Here is an 18,634-nt window from a genome sequence, read left to right as displayed (position 1 = left end):
TGATCCGTTCCTCTCGGTAGACTCTGTGCTCAGCTTAGAAGGGCCAGACGTTGTCCAGGATGCGGGCCAGCCAGCCGGGCTTCTGCTTGTCCGCCAGCACGCCCTCGCCGTAGTACTCGATGGTCGCGTCGGCCAGCTTGTCCGTGCCGATGGAGTTGTCCGCATCGATGTCCTGCGGCCGGACCAGCCCCTTGACCACCAGGATCTGCGTCTCGTCGTTGATGCGCAGCTCGCGCGCGCCCTCGATCTGCATCAGGCCGTTGGGCAGCACCTGGACCACCCGCGCGGCCACCGAGGCCGAAAGGTGCGACTCGCGCTTGGTGTCGCCAGTGGCCGTGTGGTCGTTGGTGGACGAGGTGTCGATGGCCGCCACGCTCGGGTTCACCGGCGTGCCCAGGCCGAGCGTGGGAACGCCGTAGGGCAGCTTGCTGTGGCCCAGGAAGGAGTTGACCTGGAAGTTCATGGTGGACTGGCGCGAGGCCGTGGTGTCGGCCTTGTGCTCGCCTTTGCTCACGTCGTTGACGAGCACGGCCACCACGTCGCCCACGCGGCGCGCGCGGTTGTCGGAAAAGAGGTTGTCCGCCTGGCCCTGCCCGAACAGGGAGCCGGGATTGTCCTGGGTCTGCGCCGGGGCGGCCGGAGGCGGCGTGACCACGGGCATGAGATCGGGCCGCGTGCGCGACGGGGCGCAGCCTGCGGCCAGCGCGGCGGTAAGGATGATGCTCGGCCAAACGTTACGCATTGGATTCTCCTTTCTCAGCGCACCACGACGGTGTTTTCACCCTCGACGACGGCGCGCACCTCTCTGCCGGATTGCAAGTTGCGGACCGGGATCACCTCGCCGAGCGAGCCGTCGGCCATGGCCTGGGCATTGATGCTCAGCTGCACGTTGGTCCCCCTGTAGAGCAGCTGCACCGTCGCACCCTTGACCACGTCGGGCACCTCGGCCACGTCGTCGCGGGTGATGGCCAGCCCCTGCCCTATGGGCCGCTTGGCGCGTATGCCCGGCCTGACGCGCACGGGCTCGTCCTTCAGGTAGGCCGCGTTCTTGCGCTCGCTGACCACCATGTCCGGGGTGATGACGTCGCCGGTGTTGATGGGCCTGGCCGCGCAGGGCACGGCCACCCACTGGTCCAGGAAGGCGCCCGCCGCGACGGAGCGCAGCACGCGGCTGTCCGCGGTCAGGGCGTCGAGGCGCAGGGATATCTTTCCCGGCGCGATCTGGCGCGGCTGCTCCACGCCCATGCGCGCGAAGTCGTCGGGCAGGAACAGGACGTCGGGCACCGCGATGTCGCGCACCTTGACCTCTCCCGCCATGCCCTTCGTCCGCTCCGTCAAAAAGGCGACGACCAGCTTGCGCAGCTCTTCGCCCGAAACCACGAAGCCGCCGCGCTGCACCGCGAGGCTCGTGCGCACGGACACGCCGCGGGCCATGTCGTCGCCGAGCGCGGCGGCGAACAGGGCGCGCACCTGGTCGGGGTTCAGCACCACCTGGCGCCCCCTGTCCGGAGACGAGCAGAGCGCCATGGCCTTGATCTTGTCCCAGGTCTGCTGCGGCAGGTCGCCGTAGACGTCGGCCACGTCGCCGACCAGCACCTTGGGGCCGTGCGCCGTGGCCGCCGGGCGCACCACGATGGTCCAGGAACGTCCCTGCGGCGTGGTCGCGGGAGGCGTCGCCGGCATGAGGCCTTGCGGCGTCGCGCGCGGCGGAGGCTCGGGCAGCACCAGGGGGGCCGGAGAGGCCGAGAAGACGCGCGGCGCGGGCCAGGCCAGGAGCGCCGCGAAGAGCGCCAGCAGGACGGCTGCGACTGCCGAAAGACGCATGATCCGCTACCTCTTCACCTGGATGGCGGTCTGAAGCATGGCGTCCGCCGTGGTGATGGCCTTGGAGTTGATCTCGAAGGCGCGCTGGCCGACGATCAGGCCGACCATCTCGTCAACCAGCTCCACGTTGGAGCCTTCCAGGAAGCCCTGGGCCAGGGTGCCGTAGTTGTTGTCGCCCGGCGTGCCCGCCTCGGCCGCGCCGCTGGCCTGGGTCTCGAAATAGAGGTTGCTGCCCACGGCGTTCAGGCCGGGGGGGTTGATGAAGCGGTAGATCTGGATGTCCGCTCCGGCCAGCTCGTTGCCCGACTTGTCCAGGGCCGAGATGTGGCCCGTGGGCGTGATGACCACGTTGACCGTGTCCGTGGGCACGGTGAAGGCGGGCTGCAGGGCGTAGCCGTTGGCCGTGACCACCTGGCCGTCGTTGTTCAGCTTGAAGGAACCCGCGCGGGTGTAGGCGTCCTGGCCGTTGTAGTCGACCAGGAAGAAGCCGTCGCCCTCGATGGCCACGTCCAGCGGGTTGCCCGTGTTCTGGAAGTTGCCCTCGCTGAAGTACTTGTGCACCGTGACCGGCCGCACGCCCATGCCCACCTGCAGGCCCGTGGGGATGCGGTTGCCGCCTTCGTTCAGGGTGCCCGCGATCTGCAGGGTCTGGTACATGAGGTCCTCGAACTCGGCCCGGCTCTTCTTGAAGCCCACGGTGTTCACGTTGGCCAGGTTGTTCGAGAGTGTGTCTATCTGGGTCTGCATGGCCACCATGCCGGTGGCCGCCGTCCAGAGGGAACGCATCATGGCGGAGATCCTCCTAATGCCTTGGCTATGACTTGCTGACGGTGGAGATCACGCGCTTGTCGATGGAGTCCGACTCCTGCATGATCTTGTTGTAGGCCTCGAAGGACCGGTTGACCTCGATCATGCGCACCATTTCGGGAACGATCTCCACATTGGAGGCCTCCAGATATCCCTGGTTGATGGTCGAACGGATGGTCTGGGAATCGCCGCTTGCGTCGGCCACGGGCATGCCCGGCTGGAGCGCCTGCGGCACCACCCCGGCGTCCGGCGGCACGGTGTAGAGGTTCTTGCCCACGCGCTGCAGCTTCTTCGGGTCCTCCACGTACATCAGGTCGATGGTGCCGAGGACCTGCCCGCCGCTCTGGATGTTGCCCGCCTTGTCCACGCTGAGCACCGAGCCCGGGGGCACGGCCACGGCCGAGCCGCCCGCGAGCAGGTAGTTGCCGTTGGCGTCAACGATCTGACCATCGGCGTCGAGGGAGAAGTTCCCGTTGCGCGTCAGAAAGGTGGCACCCGAGGTCGGGTCCTGCACCCGGAAGAAGCCGTCGCCCTGGATGGCGAAATCCAGGGGGTTGCCCGTCAGGTGAAGCCCGCCCTGGCTGAAGTCCGTGGTCTGCTCGGAGAGGCGCGGCTTGGCCTTCACGTCCGGGTCGGGCCACAGGGCCTCGCCGCGCAGAAAGGGCTTGGAGTCAAGAATGTAGTCATGGGCGAAATGCTGGAAGGTGTCCTTGAAGCTCACCTTGTCCTGCTTGTAGCCCGTGGTGTTCACGTTCGCGAGATTGTTGGAGATCAGGTTGAGCCTGAACTCGTTGGAGAGCGCCCCGAAAAGCGCGCTGTACATGCTGTCCTGCATCGAGCGGTCCTCCTCGGACGGCAAGTATGCAGGGGACGTGCCAAGGTCCGGACGCGAAACCGGCGGCCGGATGGACCCGGCCGGGAATGCCTGGGGCGACAGTTCCAGGGCCGAAAAGCGCGGTGCGGAGAAGCCCGCTCCCGCCCTTCCCTCTGCCGCGCTCCCGTGCCATAAGACCGCCATGCGCACGAAGCTCCCGGACAGCACCGCCCCAAAGAACGCGGGAGGGGAACCGGCATCCCCCGGCCTTGCGGGCCGAGGGCTCGCGGGAATGGAGATCGTGGTGGCGCGCTACCGCGAGGACGTCTCCTGGACGGCCGCGCTTGCGGCCGCGGGCGCGGCCGTCACCGTCTACGACAAAGGCGGGGACAACGGCGGTAGCGCAGCCGCGGGAGGCGCCGCAGGCCCGGCGCGCATCCCCCTCCCCAACACCGGCCGCGAGGCGCACACCTACCTGCACCACATCCTCGCGCGCTGGCCCGATTTTCCCGAGTACACCGTCTTCTGCCAGGGCTGGCCCTTCGACCACATGGGAGGTCGGACGACGGACGCATCGACCGGCCGCGCGCCCGCCGGGCTCGGCCGGGAGATGGCGGATCTGCTGGCCGGGCTGGCCGCCCGACGGGTGAAGTTCAAGGGACTGGCCGACTACGCCGTCCGCTGCGACCGCGCGGGCAGGCCGCACCACCTCTTCGATCCCGAAGGCCGGGGGAAATGGGCGGGCCACGGCCGGGACATCCCGCTCGGCGAGGCCTACGGCCTGCTCTTCTCCGGCGAGGTGCCGGAGACCTTTCACTGCCGCGCTCCGGCCGGGCTGCTCCTCGTCTCGCGCGAACGCATCCTGCTCCGGCCGCGCGGCCTCTACGAGACGGCCATGGCCATGGTCCAGGCCGACCCCGACGACGCGCGCAACACCGGCCACGCCCTGGAACGGCTGTGGTACATCGTCTTCAACGGTTACGCGGCCCTTTCCCGCGACGGCTACACGGCCGAAAAGGCCGCCGCGGCCCGCGGCCTGGGCCGTGACCCGGCCCGAAGCGCCGGGGCAAGGGAGGGATGATAGGGATGATGCGGACCTTCGTCTTCCTGCCCCCGGTCAGGCGCGCCACGGGCGGCGTGGCCGTGCTGCGCACCGTGGCCGAGGTGCTGGCCCGTGCAGGCCGCGAGGCATTCCTCGTGCCGCGCGAGAGCGGCCAGGCCTATCTGGAGGACGCCGCGGCGCCGGTCGTTCCCTGGGACGCCCTCTCGCTTTCGCCCGGCGACTGCTGGCTCGTGCCCGAGGGCTGGCCCAACGCCCTGGCGCCGGGCCTCGCGGCCAAGGCGCGCTGCCTGGTCTACGTGCAGAACTGGGCCTACCTCTTCTCCGCCCTGCCGCAGGGCGCGGACTGGCGCGGGCTGCCCGTCTCCTTCCTGGCCGTGTCCGACCCGGTGCGCCGCTACATCCTCGAGACCATCGGCCGGGACTGCCCCGTGCTCAGGCCCGGCATCGACCTCGCGCGCTTCGCCGCGCCCGCGAAAAAACCGGGCGGCCCCCTGCGCGTGGCCTTCATGCCGCGCAAGAACAAGGCCCTGGCCGAGCAGATCCGCGACGGGTTCACGGCCCGGCGGCGCGGCGCGGGCCTGTCCGAGGTCCACTGGCTGGCCGTGGAAAACATGAGCCAGGCCGAGGTGGCCGCGGCGCTCTCCTCGGCCCACGTCTTCCTGGCCACGGGCTTTCCCGAGGGCTGCCCCCTGCCGCCGCTCGAGGCCATGGCCTCCGGCTGTCTGTGCGTGGGATTCGGCGGTTTCGGGGGGCACGACTACATGCGCCAGGCAGGCGACTTTCCAGGCGCCTACGCCCCCTGGTGGGAGCTGCGCGACGTGCCTTGGGGCGGCAACGGCCTGTGGTGCGCGGACGCGGACGTGGCCGCTGCGGTCAACGGCCTCGTGCAGGCCGCTGCGTGGTGGGAAACGGGCGACGCCCGCCTGGGACCGGCCCTGGCGGCCGGACAGGCGACTGCCCGGGCCTGCTCCGCACAGGCGCAGTCAGAGGCCGTGCTGACGTTGTGGGAAGAGATGTCGCGCGACTGAGGGCGAACCGCGAACGCTCGCGGTACGTTTTAGACGTACAATCTGTCCGAGCGCCCGAACCTAGGCCTGCAGGGCGTAGCCGCGCTCCATGAGCGTCACCAGAACCTTGCCGAGCAGGTCTTCAGGATCATACGGTTTGGCGATGAAGTCGTCGCAGCCCAGGGTCCTGCAGGCGTCCACGTCCTCGGAGTCCGTATAGCCAGTCTGGACGATCACGGCCACGTCGCGCTGGGAGAAGCTCTCGGCGCGGATGCGGCCGAGAACCTCCATGCCGTCCATCACGGGCAGGCCGATGTCCAGGATCACGAGGTCGAAGTGCTCGCGCGCCATGGCCTCCAGCACCTCGGGCCAGCTGACGGCGGACATGACGTGGAAGCCGAGACGGCGCAGGTAGGCCTCGAGGACGAAGCGGCTGGCCGCGTCGTCCTCGGCCACGAGGATGCTGGCGATGGGCGCCGGAGCATCCGCCGTCATCACCGACGCAGTCTGCCCGCGGGAATCCTGTCCGGCGCCCGCCTGCGCGTTGCCCAGAGGAGGCAGGCCGTCCAGCGCGACTCCGTTGCTGCCGTTCATTGACGTATATCCCCCTCTCCTTCCGCCATGGCGAAGGAGCCCTTTCGTGCCGAGACCCGGCTCACGCCGAGGCACGTTCATCGATCCCTCTTTGTGGATGCGGTCTGCCGCTTCGGCGAATGCCTCCGGCGACCGAACGCCCCCTCCACGGCTCTTTCGTATATCCCAAAATGAACAAAGAGCAAGCTGGTTCGCCCATCATTTCACATGCCTTTCTGCCGCACCATGCCGTGACTGCGTGGCATTCTTGACGTTCCGGCGATGAATTAAATTTTCTGTCACTTTCGGATCATGAGCGTGAAGATCAGAAAAGGCTTTCCACACCGCCCGCCATGGGCTACGCAAAGCCCCGCACAAGGAGCCGCCGCATGTCGAAGAAGAAAACCCCGCGTCCCGATCCTGCAAGCCTCGGCCTGCCTCCGGCGGGCGTCGATTCCCACGCCCACCTGGACATGGCCGACACCTTCGGGGAGGACCTGCCGGAGGTACTGGCGCGCGCCAGGGCGGCCGGGGTGGCCCGCATCGGCAACGTCTTCCTCGGCCCCGAGGCCTACGCCGCGGGCCGTCATCTCTTCGACGCCCATCCCGAGGTCTACTTCATCCTCGGCATCCATCCCAACGAGGCGGCCGCCTGCACGCCCGAGGCCCTCGAGGCCATGCGCCTGGCCTTTGCGGCCGATGCGCGGCTTCGCGCCGTGGGCGAGATCGGCCTGGACCTCTACTGGGACGACATGCCGCTTCCCGTGCAGCGGGAGGCCTTCGTGGCCCAGCTCGGCCTGGCCCGCGACCTCGGCCTGCCCCCGGTCATCCACAGCCGGGACGCCTTCGCCCAGACCATCGAGCTGCTCGACGCCGAAGGCTTCGCGGGCAGGCCGCTGCTCTGGCACTGCTTCGGCGGCGACACGGAGCAGGCCCGCGCCCTGCTCGAGCGCGGCTGGCACGTCTCCATCCCCGGCCCCGTCTCCTACAAGAAGAACGAGGAGCTGCGCGAGGCCGTGAAGTTCATGGGCCTTTCCCGCCTGCTCATCGAGACGGACTGCCCTTACCTCACGCCCGAGCCCTGGCGCGGCACGCGCAACGAGCCCGCGCTCGTGGCCTTCACCGCCAGGACCATCGCCGAGGCGCTGGGCACCGAGGTGGAGGAGGTCTGGCGCAGGACCGGCGAGAACGCGGCGCGCTTCTTCGGGCTGGAGAGCTGATGACGGCTGGAAGACGGCGGAGATTCGGATGACCGCCTGACGTCCCGGCAGCTTCCCTCCCCTTTCCGTCCGTCCCCTTTTCCGCTCTTCCCGCCCTTTGCCAAGCGCGGAGAAAAGTCCTATTACCCCGGCCCATGCGCACGCTCGACGAGAGGCTGGACCGGTTCCTGGCAGGACTGGACGCGGCCGGACGGCGGCGGCGCCTGCGGCCCGTGGCTCCCCTCGAAGGGGGCCGGGTGCGGGCGGGCGGCCGGGACCTGATCAACTTCTCCTCCAACGACTACCTGGGACTCTCCCGCCATCCCCTGCTCATCGCGCGGGCGGCGGAGTTCGCCCAGCGCTTGGGCGCGGGCAGCGGCGCCTCGCGCCTGGTCACGGGCCACTTCGAGGCCGTGGAGGCGCTTGAGGCGCGCATCGCCGCGGCCAAGGGCAGCGAGGCGGCGCTCGTCCTCGCCAGCGGCTGGCAGTGCAACGCCTCGGTGCTGGCGGCGCTGTGCGACCATACGGCCTGGGGCGGGCAGCCGCAGGTCTTCACGGACCGGCTGGCCCACGCGAGCATGCACGCCGGGCTCGCCGCGGCCGGGGCCAGGCAGATCCGCTACCGGCACAATGATCTCGCGCACCTCGCCGAGCTTCTGGAAAAGCACCCGGCCGGGGACGCGCCGCGCTTCATCGTCACGGAATCCGTCTTCAGCATGGACGGCGACGTGACGGACGTGGCCGCGCTCATGAAGCTCGCGCGCGCGCACGAAGCGCACGTCTACCTCGACGAGGCGCACGCCACGGGCGTGCTCGGCAGGCAAGGCTTCGGCCTGTCCGTGGGCCACGGCGTGGACATCGCCATGGGCACCTTCTCCAAGGCGCTCGGCTGCTTCGGGGCCTACGTGGCCTGCTCGGCGCGGATGAAGGACTACCTCGTCAACCGCTGCTCCGGCCTCATCTACGCCACCGCCCTGCCGCCCGCGGTGCTCGGCTCCATCGACGCGGCCGTGGAGCTGACGCCCACGCTCGATGCGCAGCGGGCGCGGCTGCTCGCCCACGCCGAGCGGATGCGCCGCGAGTTCGCGGCCCTCGGGTTCTCCACCGGCGCCTCGGCCACGCAGATAATTCCCCTGATGCTCGGCGAAGAGGAGCGGGCGCTTGCCGCCGCGCGCAGGCTCGAAGAGGCGGGCGTGCTCGGGGTGGCCATCCGGCCGCCCACGGTGCCCGCAGGCACGGCGCGCATCCGCTTCGCACTCTCGGCCGCGCACTCCGATGCGGACCTCGACGTGCTGACGGCCGCCGTGGCGAAACTCCGGGAGGGCGCGGCATGAGGCTGCTCGCGGTGCACGGATGGGGCTTCTCCCCGGCGTTCTGGGAGCCGCTGCGCGCGCTGCTGCCCGACATCTCGTGGCAGGCGGTGGACCTCGGCTTCTCCGGCCCGCCGACGCCCATGGAGGCCATCTCGGCCGGAGACGAACCGCCGCTGGTGCTGGCGCACTCGCTCGGGCTCGCCTGGGCCCTGGCCAACGTGCCGCGCCCCTGGGCCGGACTCGTGGCCGTGAACGCCTTCACCAGCTTCTGCAGGGCCGACGACTTTCCCGCGGGCGTTGCGCCGCGCGTGGTGCGGCGCATGCTGGACCGCTTCGTGGAGGAGCCGGAACGCGTGAGCCGGGACTTTCTGACCCGCTGCGGGGTGGCCGGGCCCGACCTCGACGGGCTCCTCGCGGGGCTGAAGGCCCGCACCCTCTACGCGGCCCTGGCCTGGCTCGCGGCCTGCGACGAGCGCGCGGCCTTCGCGGCGCTCTCCTGCCCGGTGCTGGCCCTGTCCGGCGGGGCCGATCCCATCGTGTCCCAGGCCATGAGCCGGGCCTGCTTCGAGGGCGGCGAAGCCGACGTGACGCACGAGATCGTGGCCGAGGGCGGCCATCTCCTCCCCCTGAGCCACACCTCCCTGACGGTCGAACGCCTGCGCGCGTTCCTGGAGCGGATTGCGTCGTGACCTCCCCGCTCTTTCCCCGTCCCGCCGATGCCCGGGCCCGCAAGATGCGGGTCGCCGCGTCCTTTTCCGCCGCGGCCGTGGGCTACGAGCGCGCGGCCGAGGCCCAGCGCCGCGCGGCCGCCGGACTCTGCGCGCGCATCGCGGCCCTTCCCCTGCCAGCCGAGCCCCGCGTGCTCGAGGTCGGCTGCGGCACGGGGCTCCTCACGCGCCGCATCCTGGACGCTCTGCCCGGGGCCCGGGTGCTGGCCACGGACATCTCGCCCGGCATGCTGGATGCGGCGCGCGCGGGCATTTCCGGTCCCGACGTCACCTGGCGGCTCATGGACGGCGAGCGGCCGGACGCGGCGCCTGCAAGCTGCGACCTGATCGCGGCCAGCCTGGCGGTGCAGTGGTTCTCGGACCTCTCCGCCGGGCTCGCGGCCCTGGCCCGCTGCCTCGCGCCCGGCGGCACGCTGGCCGTGTCGCTCCTCGGCGGCGAAAGCTTTCGCGAATGGCGGCAGGCCTGCGCCGGGCTCGGCCTTAGCTGCGGCGTGCCGGACTATCCGGACGCCGAGACCCTGGCCGGACTGCTGCCGGACGGCGGCACGGGCCGGGTGGAGCGGGAGGTCTTCGCCGTCGAGCACGCGGACGGCCTCTCCTTCGCGCGCTCGCTCAAGGCCATAGGCGCCGCCGTGCCCCGGGAGGGCCACGTGCCCCTGGCGCCGGGCAGCCTGCGAAAGGCGCTGTGCACCCTCGGCGCGCCGTGCACCGCGACCTACGACGTGCTCTACGCCGTGTGGCGCAAGGAGCGCCACACGCGCCTGGAGGACGGAGAAGAATGAAGATTCGCGGCGCGTTCGTGACCGGCACGGACACCGACGTGGGCAAGACCTTTGCCTGCGCCTGGCTGGCGCTGGGCTTTGCGGCCGAGTACTGGAAGCCGGTGCAGACCGGCACGGCCCCGGATTCCGGCTACGCCGTGGACGCCCCCGAGGTGGCGCGGCTCGCGCCCGGGACCGTGACGCACCCCTCGGCCTGCCATTTTCCCGCCCCCCTCTCCCCGCACGAGGCGGCAGAGCGCGAGGGCAGGCGCATCGAGCTTTCGGCCATCCGCCTGCCGCGCCCGCGCCGGCCCGGCGCCGCGCTCATCGTGGAGGGCGCGGGCGGCGCGCTGGTGCCGCTGAACGAGAAGGCCCTGACCACGGACCTCATGGCCGCGCTCGGCCTGCCCGTGATCGTGGTGGCGCGCAGCGGGCTCGGCACCATCAACCACACCCTGCTGACCCTGGAGGCGCTGCGCGCACGCGGACTTCGCGTGCTCGGCGTGATCATGAACGGCGAGCCCAACCAGGCCAACGCCGCCGCCGTGGCCCACTACGGCAGGACCGCCGTGCTGGCCGAACTGCCGCGCCTTCGCACCGTCTCGGCCGAGGGCATCGCCGCCCTGCCCCGCCCCGCCTTCGCCATTCCCGAAACCGAGGTCCTGCAATGAGCTCCCAGCCTTCCGAAGCGCCCCTTTCCCCCTTTCCTCCCGTTCCGACAGAGGCCGCCGACCGGGCGCGCCTCGCCGAGCTCGACGCCCGTCACGTCTGGCATCCCTTCACCCAGGCCGCCACCGCGCCGACGCCCGTGCCCATCGTCTCGGGCAAGGGCGCGCGCCTGTACACCGCGGACGGCCGCGAGCTCCTCGACCTCGTCTCCTCGTGGTGGGTCAACCTGCACGGCCACTGCCACCCGGCCGTGGCCCGGGCCATCGCGGAGCAGGCAGGCCGCCTGGAGCACGCCATCTTCGCGGACTTCTCCCACGCGCCGGGCGTGCGCCTGGCCGCGCGCCTGGCCGCCATGCTGCCCGCCGGGCTCTCCCGGGTCTTCTACTCGGACAACGGCTCCACGGCCGTGGAGGTGGCGCTCAAGATGGCGCACCAGTTCTGGCGCAACCAGGGGAAGGAGAAGACCGTCTACGTCGGCTTCGAGGGCGGCTACCACGGCGACACGGTGGGCGCCATGTCCGCTGGCCGGGCCTCGGGCTTCTTCGCGGCCTGGGAGCGCATGCTCTTCCCGGTCGAGGTGGCCCCCGTCCCGGCCACATGGGACGGCGATCCGGATGCTGAATCCAGGGAGGCCGAGGCCCTGGCCGCGCTGGAACGGATTCTCGAAAGGAACAGGGGCAAGGTGGCGGCCGTGGTCATCGAGCCGCTGGTGCAGGGCGCGGGCGGCATGCGCATGTGCCGCCCCTCGTTCCTGGCCGGGCTTGCCGAGCGCGTGCGCGCGGCGGACGCCCTGCTCGTCTTCGACGAGGTCATGACCGGCTTCGGCCGCACGGGCGCGAACTTCGCCTGCCAGAAGGCGGGCGTCACCCCGGACGTCATCTGCCTCTCCAAGGGCATCACGGCCGGGTTCCTGCCGCTCTCCGTGACCGTGGCGAGCGAGCGCATCTACGAGGCCTTCCTCGGCCCGGACGTGGCCACGGCCTTCCTGCACGGCCACTCCTACACGGCCAACCCGCTCGGCTGCGCCGCGGGACTGGCCTCCATGGACCTCCTCGAAGCGCCCGAATGCCGCGCGCGCATCACGGGGATCGAGGCCGTGCACCGCGAGCGGCTGCCCCGCCTCGCGGCACTCCCCGGCGTCATCCGCCCCCGCCTGTGCGGCACCATCGCGGCCGTGGACGTGACCCGGCCCGGCGCCGAGGCGGCCGACTACGCGGCGCCCGCCGGTCCGCTCATGAAGAAGGCCCTGCTCGCGCGCGGCCTGCTCCTGCGCCCGCTCGGCAACGTGCTCTACCTCCTGCCGCCTTACTGCGTCACGGACGACGAGCTGCACCGGGCCTACGACGCCATGGAGGACGTGGTCCGAGACCTGGCGGCCGGTCGCCTGGCCTAGTCTGCCCGCCGAAAGGGGGCGATCGCCCCGGAAACCACGGGTACCGCGCATTCCGGAGCGCACGCGTGGCCTTTGCGGCTGCGATCCGCTACACTCGCGGGAGGGCGCCGTCCCGGCCCGGCCGTGCGGCCGCGGCGCCCGGAAAATTCCCTCCCGCGCGGCCGGGACGCGCGGGCTCCAGGCGGACGAATGAACATACTCTTCTGCAGCAAAAGCTTCCCCGCGGCCCACGAACGCATCCCGGGGCTCCTGCCCGAGGACCGCATCGAGTTCTGCGGGCCTGAGGACGTGGCGCGCCTCGCGCCCGAGGCCGACGTGCTCGTGCCCCTGATCACGCCGATCAGCGAGGAGATCATCGCGAGCGGCCGCTTCGGCCTCATCCACCAGTTCGGCGTGGGGCTCGAGGTGGTGGACATGGAGGCGGCCACGCGCCACGGCGTGATGGTCGCCCGCGTGCCGAGCGCCGAGTCGGGCAACGCGGGCTCCGTGGCCGAGCACGCGCTGATGCTGATGATCATGCTCTCGCGAAACCTCGGCGCGGCGGCGAGGAACTTCGCCTCCGGCCGCTTCGGCGCACCCACGGGCCAGGCGCTCATCGGCAGGACCGCCTGCGTCGTGGGGCTCGGGGGCCTGGGCCGCGAGCTGGCCAAGCGGCTCTCGGCCTTCGAGATGACGATCACGGCCGTGGACGACCGCAAGGGGCGCAGCGTGTCCGGCGCGGACATCGAGACGGTCCGGCAGCTTGCCGACCTGGGCGAGGCCGTGTCCGAGGCGGACTACGTCATCCTGTGCATCAACTATACGCCGAAGCGGCATCACCTCTTCGGCCGCGAGATCATCGCGCGCATGAAGCCGGGGGCGTTCCTGATCAACGTGGCGCGCGGCGGCCTGCTCGACCAGGACGCCCTGCTCGACGCCCTGCGCGAGGGCCGCGTGGCCGGGGCCGGGCTCGACGTCTTCTGGCAGGAGCCCGTGGACCCGAACCACCCCCTCTTCGCCGAGAACGTCATCGCCACGCCGCACGTCGCGGGCGTCACGGACGCCTCCTACGACGGCATCTCGCGCGCCTTCGTCGCCAACATGGAGCGCTACCGGCAGGGCAAACGGCCGAAGTTCCTGGCCAACGCCCCGGACACCCTGCGCCTGCCGAAGCCTTAGAGGCCCGCGCGGCGAGAGGACGCAAAAAAAGGGGAGGCCCGCCAGGACCTCCCCTCTCTGTTTTCTCTCTCGGCGCGTGCGCGGCTACTTTCCCCGGCCGCAGCACTTCTTGTACTTCTGGCCCGAGCCGCAGGGGCAGGGATCGTTGCGGCCGACCTTGGGCTGGCTGCGCTTGACCGGCTTCTTGGCGGGCTTGCCGCCCTCGCCTTCGCCCGCACCGCCGTAGCTCAGGTTCTTCTGCTCCTCGTGCTGGAAATCCTCCTCGCGCACCTGCTCGCTCTTGATGCGCAGGCGCATGAGGGCGAAGAGGGTGTTCTCCTTGATGCGGTAGAGCATCTCCTGGAAGAGGTCGAAGCCCTCGCGCTTGTACTCCTGCTTGGGGTCCTTCTGGCCGTAGCCGCGAAGTCCTATGCCGTCGCGCAGGTGGTCCATGTTCAGGAGGTGCTCCTTCCAGTTGCGGTCGAGCGACTCGAGCAGGAAGTAGCGGACGATCTCGTCGAAGTGGTCGGGCACCTGCTCCTTGAGCGAGGTGATGATGGAGCCGACCCATTCCAGGCACCGCTCGGCCGTGGGCAGACCGCCCTGCTGGAACTCGGGGAAGCGGCGCATGTCGAAGACCTCGTCCAGGCGCGCGCGCACCGAGGACACGGTCTCCTCGTCGGCCGCGCCGTCGCGCAGCTGGGCCGGGGCGAGGATGTCGTCCACCAGGTCCTCGGCGAAGGCGTCGATCAGGGCCGGGAGGTCGGCGTTGGTCATGATCTCGCGGCGCTGGGTGTAGATGACCTCGCGCTGCTGGTTCATGACGTCGTCGTATTCGAGGAGGTTCTTGCGGATGTCGAAGTTGTGCGCCTCGACGCGCTTCTGGGCGTTCTCGATGGCTTTCGAGACCATCTTGTTCTCGATGGCCTCGCCCTCCTTCATGCCCAGCTTCTCCATGAGCCCGGAGATGCGCTCCGAGCCGAACAGGCGCATGAGCTCGTCGTCCAGGGCCAGGTAGAAGCGCGAGGCGCCAGGATCGCCCTGGCGGCCGGAACGGCCGCGCAACTGGTTGTCGATGCGCCGCGACTCGTGGCGCTCCGTGCCCAGGATGAAGAGGCCGCCCAGGTCCACCACACCCTCGCCGAGCTTGATGTCCGTGCCGCGGCCCGCCATGTTCGTGGCGATGGTCACCTTGCCGGGCTGGCCCGCCTCGGCCACGATCTCGGCCTCCTGTTCGTGCAGCTTGGCGTTCAGGACCTTGTGCGGGACCTTGCGCTTGTCGAGCAGCGCGGAGACGAGCTCGGACTTCTCGATGGAGACCGTGCCCACGAGCACCGGCTGCCCCTTCCGGTGCAGCTCGCTGATCTCGTCCGCGATGGCGTGGTACTTCTCCTGCTGCGTGCGGTAGATGACGTCGGCGTGGTCCTTGCGGACCATGGGCCGGTGCGTGGGGATGACCATGACCTCGAGGTTGTAGATCTCCTTGAACTCCACGGCCTCGGTGTCCGCGGTGCCGGTCATGCCCGAGAGCTTGTCGTACATGCGGAAATAGTTCTGGAAGGTGATGGAGGCCAGCGTCTGGTTCTCGGCCTTGACCTCCACCTTCTCCTTGGCCTCGAGTGCCTGGTGCAGACCGTCGGAGTAGCGGCGGCCCGGCATCAGGCGGCCGGTGAACTCGTCGACGATGAGGACCTCGCCGTCCTTGACGATGTAGTCCACGTCGCGCTGGAAGATGGCGTGGGCCTTCAGCGACTGCAGCACGTGGTGCTGCACGGTGATGTTGGCCGGGTCGAAGAGGTTGTCCACGCCGAGGATCTTCTCCACGCGGGCCACGCCCTCGTCGGTCAGGGAGGCGGAGCGGGCCTTCTCGTCGACCGTGAAGTCCTCCTCCTTCTTGAGCCTGGGCACCACGGCGTCCACGCGCACGTAGAGGTCCGTGGACTGCTCCGAGGGGCCGGAGATGATGAGCGGCGTGCGCGCCTCGTCGATGAGGATGGAGTCCACCTCGTCCACGATGGCGAAGGAGTGGCCGCGCTGCACCAGCTGGTCCGGGGAGAAGGCCATGTTGTCGCGCAGGTAGTCGAAGCCGAACTCGTTGTTCGTGCCGTAGGTGATGTCCGCGCCGTAGGCCGCGCGGCGCTCGTCCGGGGTCAGGCCGTGCAGGATGGTGCCCGTGGAGAGCCCGAGGAAGTTGTAGATGCCGCTCATCCACTCGCAGTCGCGCCGCGCCAGGTAGTCGTTGACCGTGACCACGTGCACGCCCTTGCCCGTGAGCGCGTTCAGCACCACGGGCAGGGTGGCCACCAGGGTCTTGCCTTCACCGGTCTTCATCTCGGCGATCTTGCCCTGGTGCAGGACCATGCCGCCGATGAGCTGCACGTCGAAGTGGCGCATCTCCAGGACGCGGCGCCCGACCTCGCGCACGCAGGCGAAAACGTCGGGAAGGAGGTCGTCGAGGCTTTTTCCGTTCGCAACCTCCTGCTTCCAGGACTGGACGAGGGGCTTGAAGTCCTCGTCCGCGAGGGCCGTGTACTTGTCCTCGAGGGAGGCGATGCGCTGGACCTGGGGCCGAACGCGCTTCACGTAGCGGTCGGCGGCGGATCCGAAAACCTTCTTGGCGACGTAGGTGAACATTCCTTACTCCGGCTGGAGGATGTGCCCGGGGGGATCACGAATCGGCCACGGCGTCCAGCCAGTGGCACACGTCCACGCCCCCGGGGGCGGTGGACATCAATTGAAGAACGCATCCGCTGCATCCGGAGATGACCTGATCCCCGGAATTCGCGTCAAAAAATTTCCAGGCCTGTTCCGCCACCCTGCCGGTGAGCTCGGGCGCCGCGACCTGCAGCACGCCTCCGAGCCCGCAGCAGTTGTCGCGCGAGACCCGGCCGAGCACGTCTCCCGCGGCGCGGCGCAGCATGGCCTCGTCCGGGTCGTCCGACGGCGCGTGGCAGGGACGGTGGTAGTGCGCGCGCGCCGGGGCGGTCTCGACCATGACCGTGAAGGCCGCCTCGCCCAGGAGCGCGGCCAGCGGCTGCACGGCCGCGCGCCAGGCATCCGCCTCGCCCGGTTCCCAGCCGAGGTCGGCGTCCGCGTAGGCGGCGAGGCCCGCGCGGCAGGTGGCGCAGAAGGTCACCAGCAGCGGACGGCCCGCGGCGCGCCAGGCGGCGAGGTTCCTCTCGCGCGCGGCGCGCTGCTCCGCCGCGCAGCCCGCGCTGCCGAGCGTGTAGCCGCAGCAGGCGAAATCCGGTTCCGGGGCCACGGCAAAGCCCGCGCCGCGCAGAAGCCCCTGTGCCTTCCCGCTCCAGTCCGGCCGCAGGTGGCGCGCAGTGCAACCGGAGAAGAGTACGGCCTTTGCGTCCTTCCCGCAAGGCCCCTGCGCCTTGCCGCTCTCACCTGAAAGCGCGGTGTTCCCTGGATTTTCCGGCCGCGCGAAGCGCAGCCAGGGGCGCACGCGGCGAGCCGCGTGCAGCGCGCGCAGCTTGGCCACGGCCTGCCCGGCCCTGCCCGGCAGCGCGTCGGCCACGGCTTCGGGCAGAAGCCGGGAGAGGAAGCTGCCCATGGGCCAGAGCGCGGAGGCGCGGCCGATCCAGAGCTTCCAGAGCGCGGACTGCCAGCCCGGGTGGGTGCGCCGGAACTCGGCCACCAGCTCGGGCGCGTCCAGCCCCTCGGGACAGGCCTTGGCGCAGCGGCGGCAGGAGAGGCAGAGCCCGGCCAGGCGCACGGCCTCGGCCTCGGACAGCCCGGCCTCGCCGTGCGCAAGCGCCCGCTCGAGGAGGAACTTGGCGCGCGGCGCGGTCTCCTCGAGCCCGGTGGCGGCGAACAGCGGGCAGACCGAGAGGCAGCGGCCGCAGTGCACGCACTCGGCCCTGTGGCCCGCGCCGTGCCCCGCGTCGTGGCCTGCTCCGTGGCCGGGTGCGGTCCGGGGAGAAATCTTCGCGTCGCCCATCAGAAGGCCTTGCCCGGGTTCATGATGCCGTACGGATCGAAGGCCGCCTTGACCCGGCGCATGAGCTCGCGCTCGGGGCGGCTCAGCTGCAGCTCCAGGAAGGGCAGCTTGACGAGGCCCACGCCGTGCTCGCCCGTGAGCGTGCCGCCCATGGAGGCCACGGCGCGCAGGATCTCCTCCTTGGCCCGGTGCGCGGCATCGGACTGGCGCCTGTCCGAGCCGTCGAACATGACGTCCGTGTGCACGTTGCCGTCGCCGAGGTGGCCGAAGCAGACCACGGTCACGCCCAGGCGCTCGCCGATCTCATGGAAGGCGTGCACGGCCCTGGCGATGGAGCCGCGCGGCACGGCGATGTCGTCGCGCAGCTTGTCCGGGCCGAGCTTGTGCAGGGCCGGGCTCACCAGGCGGCGAAGCTCCCACAGCCGCTCCTCGGACGGCGCGTCGCCCGCGGCCTCGCGGAACGTGGTGCCCGCGGCGGCGAGCACGGCGTCGAGCGCGGCGAGGTCCGCGGCCAGCGCGGCCCGGCTGCCGTCCAGGCGCAGGAGCAGCGCGGCCTGCGTGCCCCCGTCCACGACGGAGGGCCAGGGCACGGCGGGCGCGGTCAGCTCCAGCGCGCGCATCGTCCCCTTGTCGAAGAACTCCATGGCCGTGGGCAGGAGGCCCGCGCGGAACACGGCCGAGGCCGCGGCCAGCAGCGCGTCCATGTCCGCGAAGCCCGCGAGCAGCGAGACCGAGGCCTCGGGCAGGGGCGTGAGCTTCAGGATGATCTCGGTGACCAGGGCCAGGGTGCCCTCGCTGCCCACGATGAGGCGCGTGAGGTCCAGCCCGGCCACGTTCTTGTGGCAGCGGCCGCCGCAGCGCACCACCTGGCCGCCGGGCAGCACGGCCGTGAGGCCGAGCACCCAGTCGCGGGTCACGCCGTACTTCACGGCGCGCATGCCGCCCGCGCAGGTGGCCACGTTGCCGCCGATGGTGGAGATGTTCACGCTGCCGGGATCGGGCGGGTAGAAGAGGCGCCTTGCGGCGCAGGCCTTCTGCAGCTCGGCCGTGACGACGCCCGGCTCGGTCACGGCCACGAAGTCCTCGGCCGAGATCTCGATGATCCGGTTCAGGCGCAGCGTGGAGACCACGAGCCCGCCCCTGGAGGCAACCGCCCCGCCCACGGCGCCCGTGGCGCGGCCGCGCGCCACGATGGGCACGCGCTCCGCCTGGGCCCAGGCCATGAGTTCGGTCACCTGCTCCGGCGTCGCCGGGCGGACCACGCCCCAGGGGCGGCCTTCGAGCAGCGAGGCGTCCGAGCCGTGGACCACGGCCTGGGCCTGGCCGAAGCTCGCGGCGTCGCCGGGGAAAAGCTTTTCCAGGAAAGTGCGTTGGGATGGGGTGAGCATGCGTGCCGG

Annotated in this window: 17 protein-coding genes; 9 read left to right on the top strand and 8 right to left on the bottom strand. The window is 70.7% G+C overall.

The window, feature by feature from the left end:
• Nucleotides 1-34: 34 nt before the first annotated feature.
• The 4 genes from DSX2_RS10365 to DSX2_RS10350 are packed head-to-tail and all read right to left on the bottom strand — an operon-like array spanning nucleotide 35 to nucleotide 3,466.
• Nucleotides 35-742 (bottom strand): flagellar basal body L-ring protein FlgH, encoded by a 708-nt coding sequence (locus DSX2_RS10365; RefSeq protein ID WP_020880983.1) that lies wholly within the window; start codon nucleotides 740-742, stop codon nucleotides 35-37.
• 14 nt (nucleotides 743-756) lie between these two features.
• Nucleotides 757-1,824 carry a flagellar basal body P-ring formation chaperone FlgA gene (gene flgA, locus DSX2_RS10360; protein WP_020880982.1) on the bottom strand — a complete coding sequence of 356 codons (1,068 nt, stop codon included), beginning with the start codon at nucleotides 1,822-1,824 and terminating at the stop codon, nucleotides 757-759.
• A gap of 6 nt (nucleotides 1,825-1,830) precedes the next feature.
• Nucleotides 1,831-2,613 carry a flagellar basal-body rod protein FlgG gene (gene flgG, locus DSX2_RS10355; protein ID WP_020880981.1) on the bottom strand — a complete coding sequence of 261 codons (783 nt, stop codon included), beginning with the start codon at nucleotides 2,611-2,613 and terminating at the stop codon, nucleotides 1,831-1,833.
• Nucleotides 2,614-2,638: 25 nt separating this feature from the next.
• Nucleotides 2,639-3,466: a flagellar hook-basal body protein gene (locus tag DSX2_RS10350; RefSeq protein WP_020880980.1), complete on the bottom strand. Its 828-nt coding sequence runs from the start codon at nucleotides 3,464-3,466 to the stop codon at nucleotides 2,639-2,641.
• A 181-nt stretch (nucleotides 3,467-3,647) separates the two neighbouring features.
• Here DSX2_RS10350 and DSX2_RS10345 point away from each other — a divergent pair, with 181 nt between their 5' ends.
• Both DSX2_RS10345 and DSX2_RS10340 read left to right on the top strand, forming a co-directional pair.
• Nucleotides 3,648-4,526, top strand: a complete 879-nt coding sequence (locus DSX2_RS10345; protein ID WP_236615104.1) for a DUF3431 domain-containing protein — start codon at nucleotides 3,648-3,650, stop codon at nucleotides 4,524-4,526.
• 5 nt (nucleotides 4,527-4,531) lie between these two features.
• The gene (locus tag DSX2_RS10340) at nucleotides 4,532-5,536 is read left to right on the top strand and encodes a glycosyl transferase group 1 (RefSeq protein ID WP_020880978.1); all 1,005 of its coding nucleotides are present in this window, start codon (nucleotides 4,532-4,534) and stop codon (nucleotides 5,534-5,536) included.
• Between the two features lie 60 nt (nucleotides 5,537-5,596).
• On the opposite strand, the gene DSX2_RS10335 is transcribed toward DSX2_RS10340, so the two are convergent.
• Nucleotides 5,597-6,109, bottom strand: coding sequence for a response regulator (locus DSX2_RS10335; RefSeq protein ID WP_020880977.1), 513 nt, complete (start codon nucleotides 6,107-6,109; stop codon nucleotides 5,597-5,599).
• Nucleotides 6,110-6,477: 368 nt separating this feature from the next.
• On the opposite strand from DSX2_RS10335, the gene DSX2_RS10330 reads away from it, so the two are divergent.
• From DSX2_RS10330 to DSX2_RS10300, 7 genes are all read left to right on the top strand, one after another.
• A complete protein-coding gene (locus DSX2_RS10330; RefSeq protein WP_020880976.1) occupies nucleotides 6,478-7,308 on the top strand; it encodes a TatD family hydrolase in 831 nt (276 codons plus the stop codon).
• Nucleotides 7,309-7,442: 134 nt separating this feature from the next.
• Nucleotides 7,443-8,621 carry an 8-amino-7-oxononanoate synthase gene (locus DSX2_RS10325; RefSeq protein ID WP_020880975.1) on the top strand — a complete coding sequence of 393 codons (1,179 nt, stop codon included), beginning with the start codon at nucleotides 7,443-7,445 and terminating at the stop codon, nucleotides 8,619-8,621.
• A complete protein-coding gene (locus tag DSX2_RS10320; RefSeq protein ID WP_020880974.1) occupies nucleotides 8,618-9,289 on the top strand; it encodes an alpha/beta fold hydrolase in 672 nt (223 codons plus the stop codon). The genes DSX2_RS10325 and DSX2_RS10320 overlap by 4 nt, the downstream gene beginning before the upstream one ends.
• Nucleotides 9,286-10,110 (top strand): methyltransferase domain-containing protein, encoded by an 825-nt coding sequence (locus DSX2_RS10315; RefSeq protein WP_020880973.1) that lies wholly within the window; start codon nucleotides 9,286-9,288, stop codon nucleotides 10,108-10,110. Before DSX2_RS10320 ends, DSX2_RS10315 begins: the two co-directional genes overlap by 4 nt.
• Nucleotides 10,107-10,760 carry a dethiobiotin synthase gene (gene bioD / locus DSX2_RS10310; RefSeq protein WP_020880972.1) on the top strand — a complete coding sequence of 218 codons (654 nt, stop codon included), beginning with the start codon at nucleotides 10,107-10,109 and terminating at the stop codon, nucleotides 10,758-10,760. Before DSX2_RS10315 ends, bioD begins: the two co-directional genes overlap by 4 nt.
• Nucleotides 10,757-12,151 carry an adenosylmethionine--8-amino-7-oxononanoate transaminase gene (bioA, locus tag DSX2_RS10305; RefSeq protein WP_020880971.1) on the top strand — a complete coding sequence of 465 codons (1,395 nt, stop codon included), beginning with the start codon at nucleotides 10,757-10,759 and terminating at the stop codon, nucleotides 12,149-12,151. The genes bioD and bioA overlap by 4 nt, the downstream gene beginning before the upstream one ends.
• Nucleotides 12,152-12,340: 189 nt before the next feature.
• Nucleotides 12,341-13,309, top strand: coding sequence for a 2-hydroxyacid dehydrogenase (locus DSX2_RS10300; RefSeq protein WP_020880970.1), 969 nt, complete (start codon nucleotides 12,341-12,343; stop codon nucleotides 13,307-13,309).
• Nucleotides 13,310-13,393: 84 nt separating this feature from the next.
• Here DSX2_RS10300 and secA read toward each other — a convergent pair whose 3' ends face one another.
• From secA to DSX2_RS10285, 3 genes are read right to left on the bottom strand one after another with little or no spacing between them, the layout of a single operon-like run.
• On the bottom strand, nucleotides 13,394-15,922 hold the full coding sequence (gene secA, locus DSX2_RS10295) for a preprotein translocase subunit SecA (protein ID WP_020880969.1): 2,529 nt from the start codon (nucleotides 15,920-15,922) through the stop codon (nucleotides 13,394-13,396).
• Nucleotides 15,923-15,956: 34 nt separating this feature from the next.
• The gene (locus tag DSX2_RS10290; protein ID WP_020880968.1) at nucleotides 15,957-17,237 is read right to left on the bottom strand and encodes a (Fe-S)-binding protein; all 1,281 of its coding nucleotides are present in this window, start codon (nucleotides 17,235-17,237) and stop codon (nucleotides 15,957-15,959) included.
• On the bottom strand, nucleotides 17,237-18,625 hold the full coding sequence (locus DSX2_RS10285; RefSeq protein ID WP_020880967.1) for an FAD-binding oxidoreductase: 1,389 nt from the start codon (nucleotides 18,623-18,625) through the stop codon (nucleotides 17,237-17,239). The genes DSX2_RS10290 and DSX2_RS10285 overlap by 1 nt, the downstream gene beginning before the upstream one ends.
• Nucleotides 18,626-18,634 lie beyond the last annotated feature (9 nt).

The organism is Desulfovibrio sp. X2 (assembly GCF_000422205.1).
Taxonomy (GTDB): domain Bacteria; phylum Desulfobacterota; class Desulfovibrionia; order Desulfovibrionales; family Desulfovibrionaceae; genus Alkalidesulfovibrio.
This window is presented reverse-complemented; position numbering and strand designations above follow the sequence as displayed.

Coding starts and splice junctions, on each gene's coding strand:
- DSX2_RS10325 (WP_020880975.1), top strand. CDS start 7,443: ATGCGCACGCTCGACGAGAGGCTGGACCGGTTCCTGGCAGGACTGGAC.
- DSX2_RS10330 (WP_020880976.1), top strand. CDS start 6,478: ATGTCGAAGAAGAAAACCCCGCGTCCCGATCCTGCAAGCCTCGGCCTG.
- flgG (WP_020880981.1), bottom strand. CDS start 2,613: ATGATGCGTTCCCTCTGGACGGCGGCCACCGGCATGGTGGCCATGCAG.
- DSX2_RS10365 (WP_020880983.1), bottom strand. CDS start 742: ATGCGTAACGTTTGGCCGAGCATCATCCTTACCGCCGCGCTGGCCGCA.
- DSX2_RS10290 (WP_020880968.1), bottom strand. CDS start 17,237: ATGGGCGACGCGAAGATTTCTCCCCGGACCGCACCCGGCCACGGAGCA.
- DSX2_RS10320 (WP_020880974.1), top strand. CDS start 8,618: ATGAGGCTGCTCGCGGTGCACGGATGGGGCTTCTCCCCGGCGTTCTGG.
- bioD (WP_020880972.1), top strand. CDS start 10,107: ATGAAGATTCGCGGCGCGTTCGTGACCGGCACGGACACCGACGTGGGC.
- DSX2_RS10340 (WP_020880978.1), top strand. CDS start 4,532: ATGATGCGGACCTTCGTCTTCCTGCCCCCGGTCAGGCGCGCCACGGGC.
- bioA (WP_020880971.1), top strand. CDS start 10,757: ATGAGCTCCCAGCCTTCCGAAGCGCCCCTTTCCCCCTTTCCTCCCGTT.
- DSX2_RS10285 (WP_020880967.1), bottom strand. CDS start 18,625: ATGCTCACCCCATCCCAACGCACTTTCCTGGAAAAGCTTTTCCCCGGC.
- flgA (WP_020880982.1), bottom strand. CDS start 1,824: ATGCGTCTTTCGGCAGTCGCAGCCGTCCTGCTGGCGCTCTTCGCGGCG.
- secA (WP_020880969.1), bottom strand. CDS start 15,922: ATGTTCACCTACGTCGCCAAGAAGGTTTTCGGATCCGCCGCCGACCGC.
- DSX2_RS10350 (WP_020880980.1), bottom strand. CDS start 3,466: ATGCAGGACAGCATGTACAGCGCGCTTTTCGGGGCGCTCTCCAACGAG.
- DSX2_RS10300 (WP_020880970.1), top strand. CDS start 12,341: ATGAACATACTCTTCTGCAGCAAAAGCTTCCCCGCGGCCCACGAACGC.
- DSX2_RS10335 (WP_020880977.1), bottom strand. CDS start 6,109: ATGAACGGCAGCAACGGAGTCGCGCTGGACGGCCTGCCTCCTCTGGGC.
- DSX2_RS10345 (WP_236615104.1), top strand. CDS start 3,648: ATGCGCACGAAGCTCCCGGACAGCACCGCCCCAAAGAACGCGGGAGGG.